We start from the raw sequence: 12,292 nt of genomic DNA on the forward strand, positions 1-12,292 counted from the left end.
GTCTACACGTTCTAAAATTAGTCTGCAGCAAAGCCCAGATTGACCATATTGATCCGGCGGTTCTCGCCTTCCACAGCTTCTTCAGTTGAATCACCGCCTTTGAAGTCGAATTCACGCTGGCTGTCCAGCACTTCAAAATCAAATAATTCACGATCGACCAGCTGCGATGGCGAAACATTTTGCAATGCGCCAAAAATGCTGTGCAGACGTTTTGGATGTGCTTTATCCCAATCACGTAACATGTCATTGATAATTGCGCGCTGCAGGTTGTCCTGAGAGCCACATAAATTACATGGAATAATTGGAAATTGACGCATTTCTGCATATTTAATGATGTCTTTTTCTTCCACATAGGCCAGTGGACGAATCAGAATGTTCTTTTTGTCTGAAGACAACAGTTTTGGTGGCATAGCTTTCAAGCTGCCGCCATGGAACAGGTTCAGGAAGAAAGTCGCCAGGATATCATCACGATGATGGCCTAAGGCAACCTTGGTCGCACCAATTTCCTGCGCAAAACCGTATAAAGAACCACGACGCAAACGCGAACAGACTGCACAGTAGGTTTTACCTTCAGGCGTCAACTTTTTAGTGATGCTGTAGGTGTCTTTTTCCAAAATGTAATACGGAATGTTATTTTCTTCTAAATAACGCGGTAATACATCTTCCGGGAAGCCTGGCTGTTTCTGATCCAGATTCACAGCCACTACATCGAAATTGATCGGTGCGATGCGCTTGAACTGTAGCAGGATATCCAACAGGGTATAACTGTCTTTACCACCAGAAATACACACCATGACCTTATCGCCTTCTTCAATCATCTTGAAGTCACGAATGGCATGTCCGACCTGGCGGCGAAGCTTCTTCAACAAACGGTAGTAGGCTGAGCTTGTTGGCAGTTCAGGTTTGAAATTAAATCCTTGTTCGGACTCAACTGGCGAGTACATAGACGAGATTAACCCATAAAAAAAATACCGCGCAATTTTAGCCGATTCGGACCGCTATCGCATCAAAAGAATTTATTTTCATGAAAATGTCTTATTAGTTTCATTTTCATGTTTTATTTAGATTGATATATTGAACGATTGCGTTCATTTTTTAGTCAAGATGCTTATCTTTTGGACTTTTCCACAGTTGTCCACAAAAGCTGTGGATAACTTTGTGGATTGAAACAGACTTGACAACTTGTCCGGCTCAAAAGATAAGGCTTTTCTTTGAATTGATTATTTTTTGATCAATTTAATTATTAATTAAAATCAGATAGTTAACCCTGTCAAGCCTAAGGTTTTAAATTAAATCATATTTTTTTTTCTATCGCTAAAATGTAAAAAATGACTTGCATTTACAAACTCGTTTATAAATGCAGCGCACAAGTCTTTTCATTCCGTAATTTTTTGTTAAACTCTTTATTAAATTTTTCTCGCTTGTGTTTACTTAATATAAACAATGAAAATAAATGTGCATGTTTTGGGGCGTTATGGGATCAGTGGTTTGCTATTGGCAAGCTGTTGTCATTTTGCTTATGCTGGTCAAACGATCTATCAATTACGCGACAGTAATGGCAGTACTTTATTGACCAATAAGAAAAGTCGCTATAATCACCTGCAGGTAGAAAAGAAAACTTATTATCCCGACAGCAATATTCACAGTTATAGCAACTGGGGCTCGAGTGAAGCTTCCGTGTTACCTAACTATAGTAAAAATAAAAATGCCTATGACTCGATCATCCGTCAGGCAGCACAAACCTATGGTGTATCTGAAGGCTTGATTAAAGCTGTGATGCATACCGAATCCGGTTTTAATGTACAGGCACGCTCTCCAGTCGGTGCACAGGGCTTAATGCAACTTATGCCGGCGACTGCCCGTCGTTTTAATGTCAGCAACGCTTATGACCCGCAGCAGAATATTATGGCAGGTGCCAAATATCTGGCCTGGTTATTGAAACGTTTTAATGGCAACACCACCTTGGCACTGGCAGGCTATAATGCCGGTGAAGGTAATGTTGCCAAATATAAGGGTGTGCCACCGTTTCGTGAAACTCAGGACTATGTCCGTCGTGTCAGCAGCCGTTATCAGAACCTATATGCTCAAGGTCTAGGTAATCATAATGCTGCCTATACAGCATCTTCTGATACTGGCCGTGTGATTGCCAGTTCTGACAATTATTCGACTGGAACCACCACAGCTTCCAATATTCAGGCTGCCAAGTATCAGCGTCAGATCATTGCTCAAGCGGATGGCAGTTTCACCGATGCACCGGCAGGCTCTTATGCCACCGCGAATGCGTCAGCATCTGCAAAAATATATTTGAGTGAATAATTCCTAAACAGCTTTGTTTTTAAAGACCTATGTTTTAATTCGTACAAATAATATCCTGTGTTTTTTGTAGCCAAATGCTATTTTTTCCTTGAATTCTTCTCGATTTCACCGCATATTGATTTCAATGATTTACATTTAATAATCAGATTATTTTTCTGTAATAAGAGGATTTCTCAATGATGCGGATTGGTTTGTTCTTGCTAACCAACCTCGCGGTACTGGTTGTAGCTGGCATTATCTTGTCACTCTTCGGTGTCGGTAGTTACCATGGCGCAGGTGGCTTGAATCTAGGCAACCTGTTGGTCATCTGTTTTGTGTTCGGTATGGTCGGCTCAATCATTTCCCTGTTCATGTCTAAATGGATGGCGAAAAAAACCACGGGTACTGAACTGATTGACCCGAATGCTCCTCGTAACCAAGCTGAAGCCTGGTTACTCCATGAAGTTGCACAGCTTTCTCAGCGTGCAGGTATTAAAATGCCGGAAGTGGGTATTTTCCCTTCTTACCAGTCCAATGCCTTTGCCACTGGATGGAACAAAAACGATGCTCTAGTTGCAGTATCAACCGGCTTGCTTGAGCGTATGAACAAAGACGAACTTCGTGCTGTATTGGCGCATGAAATCGGTCACGTTGCCAATGGTGACATGGTCACTCTGGCACTGATCCAAGGCGTAGTAAACGCCTTCGTGATGTTCTTCGCACGTGTCGCGGGTGATTTTATTGACCGCAATGTCTTTGGTCGTGAAGAAGGTGAAGCACCGGGTATTGCCTATTTCGTGATTACTATTGTACTGGATATCGTGTTCGGTATCTTGGCGTCGTCGATTGTGATGTGGTTCTCTCGTCATCGTGAATACCGTGCTGATGAAGCAGGCGCACGTTTGGCAGGTAAACAAGCCATGATTTCAGCATTACTGCGCTTACAGGCAGAATCTGAAATGCCAGATGCCATGCCGAAAGAAATGAAAGCATTTGCGATTTCTGCGGGTAAAGAAGAAGGCTTTAGCCTTGCTGCATTGTTCCAGACGCATCCAAGCATCGAACAGCGTGTCGCTGCATTGCAACAACTAGATTGTGCTTAAGTAAAACTTTAGTTTTGATTTAAGAAAAGCCTGCAATTGCAGGCTTTTTTTATTGGATTTAATTATTTTTTAGCTAGCCTATCATTGGCTGAACCATTGATATAGCGCCATAGCACCCCACCCGATCGCGAAGACAAATACAATCAGGAATAAAGTACCTAAAATATCGGGGATGTGAATCCAGATCCAGGCCACCACGGGATTGCGCCAGAATGCAGATTGCTGTTGTTTACGTTCCAGACTTTCATGCAAAAATGGGTGTACCACATGCCGGTCGCTGCTAATCTGATATTCCTCGCGAATATGCAGATGCACGACATCGAGCGCCTTGCGACTGGGCCGAATAAAAATATCAAAGACTGTGCCCGCCACCGGAATAAATCCTACTACCGCATCGATCGCCGCCATCTTCATCACTGGATTGAGTTTGGCACTCGGAACCCCGATCTGTTTGGCCTTATGAATGGCATAACAGGTCAATACAAAACCGGCAATATCTCCCGCAACCGGAATCGTACTCAAAGCAGCATCTGCCCCCACTCCTTGCTTGGTAAACGGAATACGTACTACGGAATCCATCATATTGGCAAACTTGGCCAGATCACGTTCCAGACGTATCACCTCTTGTTGGCTTAGTTTTGGTTTTTGTCCAGGCTCAGGCATAGGTTATTCCAGAAATGATGCTGATTTTCTTGAGCATAAAGTATTTTTTCTACGCTGATGTATCAATCTGTGAATTAAAACAATAATTTGGAAGCCACAAATAAATACAGAATCACACCGGTAGCATCGCAGATGGAAGTCACCAATGGCGCCGAAGCACTGGCAGGATCAAGTTTGAGTTTATTTAAAATAAAAGGCAGACTCATGCCGATCAGGCAGCCCATCAACACAATCCCGAGCATACTGATGGCCAGCACCACAGCGACCATGATATCTCCCCGAATATAACCCAGAATGGATACCGCAATCGCCATGGTGCCACCTAAACATAGCGCCACCAGCGATTCACGACTGAGCAGGTTAAACCAGTCCTTGAACTCGACATCGCCTGTAGCCAAAGCACGCACCATCAAGGTGGCTGATTGCGAACCGGCATTCCCGCCACTCCCCACCAAAAGCGGTAAGAAAAATACCAGCACGATATGTGCGGCAATGATCTCTTCAAAGTGTGCAATTCCGATTCCCGAGAGCAGACTGCCAAAAACCAGAATGACCAGCCAAAAGACCCGCTTCTGATACAGGGTCAAAATCGGGGCAGTTTTAAGGCTCAATTCAGTCAACGGTGTCACTGCACCCGACTTTAAAATATCTTCCGTGGTTTCGGCTTCGACAATGTCCATAGCATCGTCATAGGTGACAATTCCTAAGAGTTTTTGCTGGGCATCAACCACTGGCAAGGCAATAAAATCATAATAGGCCAAGGCTCTAGCCACAATTTCCTGATCATCTGTTACCTGGGCAGAAATGACGTCACGTTGCATCACTTCGGCAATGCTCAGCTCAGCTAAGGCCTGAATGATCTGCCTTAGGGAAATCACACCGATCAGCCGTTTTTCTGCATCGACAATATATATCAGATACAGGGTTTCCTGCCCCGCGGCCACTACACGTAAAGCCTGTATCGCTTCATCCATGGTTAAATCGGGTGATAGCGTCACAAAACGTGAGCTCATCATGGCACCCGCTGTACCTTCCGGATAGATGGCCAGATCTTTGAGTGTCTGCTGGGATTCTTCAGATAATGCGCCCATCAATTGCAGCTGTAGCGGCGGCGAAAACTGCTTATAAATATCGACAAAATCATCAGAGGGCATTGCGTCCAGAATGGGAACAAGTTCTGAAATAGATAAGTGCTGTGCCACGTTTAACTGCTGCCCTAGGGGCATAAAAGCATAGACCAAGCTCGGTTCACTCAGTTCCCTTAAAATTCGGGCCTGTTGCAGAGCATCTAAATGACTTAAAATGCGCGCCTGATCGGCGACATTCAGCTGACTAAGTAAGCCTACAGCGATGTCGTGATTTTCAGAATGTAATTGTTGTTGGATATTCTGGATTTTTTCTGAAATTGTCGGCATAAGCAGCTCATTATAAAAGTCTGGCATTCAAGAGATGTTTATCCTGATCCCTATGTATGCTAATTTTTTCATGTGAATAATTTTAATGATCATGCTGCAATATGACGATATTTTTTGTATAAATCAATTCCTCGATATTTAGCCAGAAAAAAGCCTGACTGAGTCAGGCTTGTTCACTTTCTAAAGATGGATGCTCTATCACCACTGATTTAGAAACCGTTTTTTTAACCATCAGACCACGGATCAATACATACATAAAGGGAATAAACAGCAGTACCAGTACAGTGGCAAATAGCACCCCACCAAAAACACTACTGCCAATCTCCTGCCGGCTGATTGCACTGACACCGGTGGCAAACATCAAAGGCAGTACGCCCGCTGCAAATGCAATGGAAGTCATGACAATAGGACGCAAGCGTAAGCCCGCAGCCATTATCGCGGCCTGAACCGGAGTATGACCTGTCCGCTCTGCTTGTGCAGCAAACTCTACAATCAAAATTGCATTTTTACAGGACAGACCGATAGTCGTCAGCAAGGCGATATGAAAGTAAATATCGTTCGCAAAACCAAACCAGACACAGAACAGAATACTTCCTCCCACGCCCAGAGGAATCGCGGTCAACACCACAGCAGGAATCGTCCAGCTTTCATAGAGTGCCGTTAAACATAAGAAAATAAAGGCAATCGAAATTAGATACAAGAAAATAGCTTGCCCACTGCTACGTTTTTCTTCTAAGGCGGCTCCACTCCAGGCCAAATTTACTCCGTCTTGTTCATCGACTAAAGCTTCGACATCTTGCATGGTTTGACTCGAAAATTGATCTTTGGGAATACCTGCATATACAGGCACGGCGTTATAGCCCATATAACGGTTGATACTATTCGGTCCACCTTGCCAATTCAGCGTAGTGAATTGATTAAACGATAACATTTCGCCTTTGCTATTACGGACATGCCAATGTGCCAAATCTTCAGGTTTAGAACGGAACTCCGCTTCGCCTTGCATGATGACCCGTTTGATTTGCCCACGATCAATAAAGTCGTTGATATAAGTACCACTCCAAGCCGCAGCCAACGTACTATTAAAACTTTGCTGAGGTACGGCATATTTGAGTAAACGTTCTACATCCAGTTTAATATTCAGCTCGGCACTTTCTTTGGGTACATCAAGTTGTAAATATTCAATCGATGATTTTGCTTTGGCACGGGTTTCAATCTCAGAGAAGGATTGCTGTAAAAACTCGCTGCCCCGTGAATCTAGATCTTGTAACCAGAAGTCGACCACACGTCCATTACTTGACATAGAAGGCGCCATAAAGAAAATCTGGGCATTGGCATGATTGGCAAAGTGCTTTTGTGCACGATCTACAATGGCAAAGACGGTATCTTCAGGATTTTTACGCGCTGCCCAGTCCTTTAATACGACAAAAAGCTGACCACGATAAGGCCCAACTCCAACATTGTTTCCACTATACCAAATCCCAATGCTCTGGATGCGCTCAGATTCATGCTGCATTAAATAGTCTTGGACTTCACGCCCGACTTTTTCTATCTCAGAACGTGGTGCATTACCCGGCATCACAATTTGACCCATGACAAAGCCCATATCTTCCGTTGGCATCAAGCCTTCGGGCAAGGTTTTATAAAGCCAGCCAAAGCCTAAAACACATATACTAAATACAGCCAACATCGTCATTTTAAACTGCATGCTACGTGCAGAAAGCTTTTGGTAATGCATGGTGAGCTTATCCATGCCACGATTAAAACGCTTTGCCCATTTTGGTTGATGTGGTTGACGCTTTAGCAGTTGCGCTGCAAATGTAGGGGTGATGATAAGTGCTACCAATAAAGAAAGTAGCATTGCCACGACCAACGTGATGGAAAACTGACAATAGATGACCCCTGTCATACTGCCAAAAAATGCCATGGGAATAAATACAGCCGTTAAGACCAACGTAATCCCGATCAATGCACCGCTAATTTCCTTCATTGACTTTAAAGCTGCAGCCTGAGCATCCAAATGTTCTTCATGCATCAAACGTTCAATGTTTTCCACGACCACAATGGCATCATCGACCAGCAGGCCAATCGCCAAAATCAGGGCAAACAAGGTAAAACTGTTTAAGCTCATTCCTAATACATACAGCACCGCAAATGTGGCTAAAACTACAATCGGAATCGTGACTGCAGGAATAATAGTGGCGCGCCAGTTTTGCAGGAAGATAAACATCACCAAGACTACCAGTACCATCGCTTCAACCAGAGTTTTCGCGACTTGTTCAATTGAACTGGTAATAAATGGGGTTTTGTCCATGGTCATACGTAATTGATAATGTGCAGGCAAATTGGCTTGGGCATTTTTCAATACCGTTTGCATCTGCTCTGAAACCGCAATCGCATTACTCCGTGGCGCCAATTGAATCGATAATGCAGCGGATAAATGACCGTTGGTATAGTTTAAATGGTTATAACTTTCTGCCCCTAACTCAACACGTGCGACATCTTTCAAGTACAGTACTGAACCTGAATCTGTTGTTTTCACAATAATTTTTTCAAATTCATCAATGCTACTTAAACGTGATCCTGCACTGACCTTGGCATTCATGTATTGATCTTGTGCTGTCGGTAATCCACCAATAGAACCTGACACAAGTGGTGCATTTTGTGCCTCGACTGCATTGCGAATATCACTCGGCATCAGATTAAATTGGCGTAGTTTATGTGGATTGAGCCAAATGCGCATCGCATAGCCTGCGCCATAAAGCTCCACCTCACCCATTCCCTCAATACGGGAAAAACGCGGTTCGACATGCACCATTAAATAGTCAGCAAGCTCTGTCGGTGTCGCCTTCCCTGATTCATCATATAAACTCAGTAATGCAAATTGATCATAACCTTGTTTATAAACAGCCACTCCATTTTGCTGGGTTTCTTCAGGCAATCGACTTAGCACACCATTGACCGCATTTTGCACTTGCAACAGTGCCTGATCGAGATCCACGCCTTGCTCAAACGACAGGGTCAGATTTGCACGTCCCACGCTACTGTTGGACTGAAAGCTTTCCAAACCTTCAATGCCTTTTACCGCTTGTTCTAAAATTTGCGTGACCGATTGCTCAACGGTTTCCGCAGATGCACCACGATACCCCGCAGAAACCCCTAACGCAGGTGCGTCCATATTCGGCATATGCTCAATGGGAATTTTTTGCAGTGCAAAAATTCCTAATACCATCATGATAATGGCAATCACGGCTGCAAATTTAGGTCGATAAATAAAAAAGTGTGACAACATGAATAAAAATCCCCATCAGATGCATTCTCACGACACATTCTTGTATGAATAGATGATTTTTATAGCAATTTTCACACCATGCTGAAAACGCAACCAGTCATTGGACGAGTTTTGGCGATAAAAAAATCCCCGTATAAACGGGGATTTTTCAGCTCTAGAGTTTTCCTTTATTTTAAGCACGCGATTTTTTGATGATGAGTCGACGAATTAAAACATACATAAATGGAATAAAAATCAGCACCAGCAATGTTCCAAAAATGACACCACCAAATACACTCACACCAATTTCCTGACGACTCACCGCACCAGCGCCTGTAGCAAAGACCAGCGGTAAAATCCCTGCGCCAAAGGCCAAAGAAGTCATCAAAATTGGACGTAGACGTAAAGACGCACCTTCTAGTGCGGCTTCTACTACCGATTTACCTTGTTGCTGCGCTAATGAAGCAAATTCCACAATCAGAATGGCATTCTTACAGGACAGACCAATGGTAGTCAGCAAGGCAATCTGGAAATAGATATCATTCGGGAAACCAGCCAGATAACTGAAAATAATATTGCCGCCAATCCCGAGTGGAATAGCTGACATCACGGCGGTTGGAATGCTCCAGCTTTCATATAAAGCCGCCAGACAAAGAAAAATAAAACCAATTGAAATCAGATACAGCCAGATCGCCTGATTATTGGACTGTTTTTCCTCGAAAGAAAGACCGCTCCAGACCACATCCACCCCTTCCTGCTCGGCAACCAAAGCTTCCACATCCTGCATGGCCTGACCGGAACTGCTGTCTTTGGCCCGATCCGCTTCCATTTGCAATGCGGTATAACCCATAAAGCGGTTGACCACTTCAGGGCCACCATTCCAGCCCACTTGCGAGAAGTTGCTAAAAGGCACCATCTGATTCTGGTCATTTCGCACATGCCACTGCGCCAGATCTTCCGGCTTAGAACGGAATTCAGCATCACCCTGCATGATCACCCGTTTAATCCGGCCGCGATCAATAAAGTCATTAATATAACTACCGCCCCAGGCGCTGGATAAGGTACTGTTGATTGCCGATTGGGTCAGGCCATTGGCCATGGCCTGTTTCTGGTCAATATTGACGCGTAGCTCTGCTTTGTCAGGATTAGAACGCTTGCCCAGATTTTCAAAGCTCGTATAGTTGCCTGCCCGAGCTTCCAGCGCTTTAAATTGTTGTTCCAGATATTGCCGGCCATTGCCATTGATGTCTCGAATCCAGAAATCCAGACCATCGGTTTGTCCCAAACCATTGACTGAAGCTGGCATGGACACATTAATTTGTGCATTGCGATTACTCTGGAAATGCTTCAAAGCCCGTTCACGAATCGCTTGTGCAGTATTGTCCTGACCGGAACGCTCATCCCAATGTTTTAATGCCACAAAACCGGTCGCGAGGTTCTGACCAGTTCCAGAGAAATTTCGCCCATAACGGATCATCACCAGATTGACATTAGCTTGTTCCTGATCCAGAAAATACTTACGGACTTCTTCACCGATCTGAATGGTATTTTTCATCGGAGCGCCTTCCTGCAATTTGATTTGCAAGCTTAAGATCCCCTGATCCTCACTCGGTAAGAAACTGGTCGGCAAGGCACGATAGAACAGCGCAAACACACCGATCAATCCGGCAAACAGCAGCAAACAGATTGCCTGACGCTGGACCGTGAGTTTAGACAAATTCAGATAACGATGTTTTAAATTATCCAGTTTCTGGTTAAACCAGGATGCCCATTTTGCCGGTTTAGGATTCGGTTTTAGAATAAGCGCGCACAATGCTGGGGTTAGAATCAATGCCACCATTAAGGACAGCGACATGGCCGCAACCAAAGTGATAGAAAATTGGCGATAGATCACGCCAGTCGAACCACCAAAGAAAGCCATCGGAATAAAGACTGCGGTCAAAACCAGAGTAATCCCGATCAGTGCTCCACTAATTTCCTGCATGGATTCCAGGGCCGCGTCCTTGGCGGACAGTTGCTTTTCATGCATCAGCCGTTCGACGTTTTCCACCACAACAATCGCATCATCCACCAACAGACCAATCGCCAGAACCAGCGCAAATAAGGTTAAGGTGTTAATACTCATACCCAGTGCATACAGCACCGCCATGGTACCCAAAATCACTACCGGAACAGTCACGGTAGGAATCAAGGTGGCACGCCAGTTCTGCAAGAAAATGAACATCACAATGATGACCAAGATCACGGCTTCGATCAGGGTTTTGACCACTTCTTTAATTGATTCTTGTACAAAAGGCGTATTGTCTCGTGGATAGGCAATTTTATAGCCTTCAGGCAATTGCTGTGAAATGCGGGCAATTTCAGCTTTAATCAGATTAGAGGTGGCAATGGCATTGGCCCCTGACGCCAGTGAAATACCTAGACCAGCCGATGGATAACCATTATTGGTACTATAAGATTGATAATTTTCAGCACCCAGTTCCACCCGCGCAATATCTTTCAAATAAATAAAGCTGCCGGCACGATCCGATTTGACAATAATATTCTGGAATTCTTCTACAGTTTTTAGCCGTGAACCCGAAGTAACTTTGGCATTCAGGTATTGCTCGTCTATGGCTGGAAGATCACCAATCGCACCAGCAGCGACCTGAGTATTCTGGGCTTCAATCGCAGCACGCACATCACTTGGCATCAGGTTATATTGTTTTAATTTTGCCGGATTCAGCCAGATCCGCATCGCATATTGTGAACCAAAAACATCCACCTCACCAATGCCTTCAATCCGGGAAATGTCCTGTTCCAGATGGGTCATCAGATAGTCGGAAAGTTCAATATTGTTGCTGCGCCCCGACTCATCATACAGGCTGATCACCATATGGGTATCACCGAGCGATTTAAAGACATTAACGCCTTGGCGTTGTACATCTTCCGGTAATCGGTTTAGTACCCCATTAATCGCATTTTGTACCTGCACCTGTGCGGTATCTGGGTCGGTGCCATTTTCAAAGCTAATACTGACCCGGCTGCGCCCTGAAGAATCACTACTCGAACTGAAATACAGCAGATGATCAATGCCTTTGATTTGCTGTTCCAGCACTTGAGTCACACTTTCTTCCACAGTTTCTGCAGAAGCACCGCTATAAGTTGCTGCCACCGTTATCCTTGGCGGGGCAATGTCCGGATAACGTTCCACTGGCAGGTTCATTACTGCGAACAAGCCGATTGCCATGACAACAATCGCCAGCACCCCAGCAAAGATCGGGCGGTGGATAAAAAATTTAGACAGCATAAGTCCGGGTCACTTTTAATTAAATAGGGGTAAATTGATGCAGAACATAAGCATGCTATATCCAAATATTCAGTGACATAGCACTAGAATGCAAGAATTAAACACATAAAAACTGCGATAAAAACCAATCATGGAGAAATTATGGATAATTCCTCTTGAGCATATTCTTGAGATTGCTCTTCCCTATTTATTAATAGCATTTTTCCAAACAAAAAACCCTGCATCTGCAGGGTTTTTTGGTGAATCAATTGAGCGG

Annotated in this window: 7 protein-coding genes; 2 read left to right on the plus strand and 5 right to left on the minus strand. The window is 44.2% G+C overall.

All coding sequences use genetic code 11. From position 1 onward, the window contains the following. Positions 1 to 17 precede the first annotated feature (17 nt). The gene (ttcA, locus tag G4D73_RS05175; RefSeq protein ID WP_004280538.1) at positions 18 to 944 is read right to left on the minus strand and encodes a tRNA 2-thiocytidine(32) synthetase TtcA; all 927 of its coding nucleotides are present in this window, start codon (positions 942 to 944) and stop codon (positions 18 to 20) included. Positions 945 to 1,443: 499 nt separating this feature from the next. Between ttcA and G4D73_RS05180 the strand changes: the two genes are divergently transcribed. Further along, a complete protein-coding gene (locus G4D73_RS05180; protein ID WP_213687539.1) occupies positions 1,444 to 2,316 on the plus strand; it encodes a lytic transglycosylase domain-containing protein in 873 nt (290 codons plus the stop codon). A 176-nt stretch (positions 2,317 to 2,492) separates the two neighbouring features. Next, the gene (htpX, locus tag G4D73_RS05185) at positions 2,493 to 3,398 is read left to right on the plus strand and encodes a protease HtpX (RefSeq protein ID WP_191730774.1); all 906 of its coding nucleotides are present in this window, start codon (positions 2,493 to 2,495) and stop codon (positions 3,396 to 3,398) included. 81 nt (positions 3,399 to 3,479) lie between these two features. Here htpX and G4D73_RS05190 read toward each other — a convergent pair whose 3' ends face one another. The 4 genes from G4D73_RS05190 to G4D73_RS05205 form a co-directional block, all read right to left on the minus strand. Beyond that, entirely contained in the window at positions 3,480 to 4,061 is a 582-nt protein-coding gene (locus G4D73_RS05190; RefSeq protein WP_213687540.1) for a DUF4112 domain-containing protein, read from the minus strand. Between the two features lie 74 nt (positions 4,062 to 4,135). After that, entirely contained in the window at positions 4,136 to 5,476 is a 1,341-nt protein-coding gene (gene mgtE / locus G4D73_RS05195; protein ID WP_213687541.1) for a magnesium transporter, read from the minus strand. A gap of 163 nt (positions 5,477 to 5,639) precedes the next feature. Then, positions 5,640 to 8,768 (minus strand): efflux RND transporter permease subunit, encoded by a 3,129-nt coding sequence (locus tag G4D73_RS05200; RefSeq protein WP_213687542.1) that lies wholly within the window; start codon positions 8,766 to 8,768, stop codon positions 5,640 to 5,642. A gap of 172 nt (positions 8,769 to 8,940) precedes the next feature. Further along, positions 8,941 to 12,036: a multidrug efflux RND transporter permease subunit gene (locus G4D73_RS05205; RefSeq protein ID WP_213687543.1), complete on the minus strand. Its 3,096-nt coding sequence runs from the start codon at positions 12,034 to 12,036 to the stop codon at positions 8,941 to 8,943. Between the last annotated feature and the right edge of the window lie 256 nt (positions 12,037 to 12,292).

This window comes from Acinetobacter sp. WY4 (assembly GCF_018438165.1).
GTDB lineage: Bacteria > Pseudomonadota > Gammaproteobacteria > Pseudomonadales > Moraxellaceae > Acinetobacter.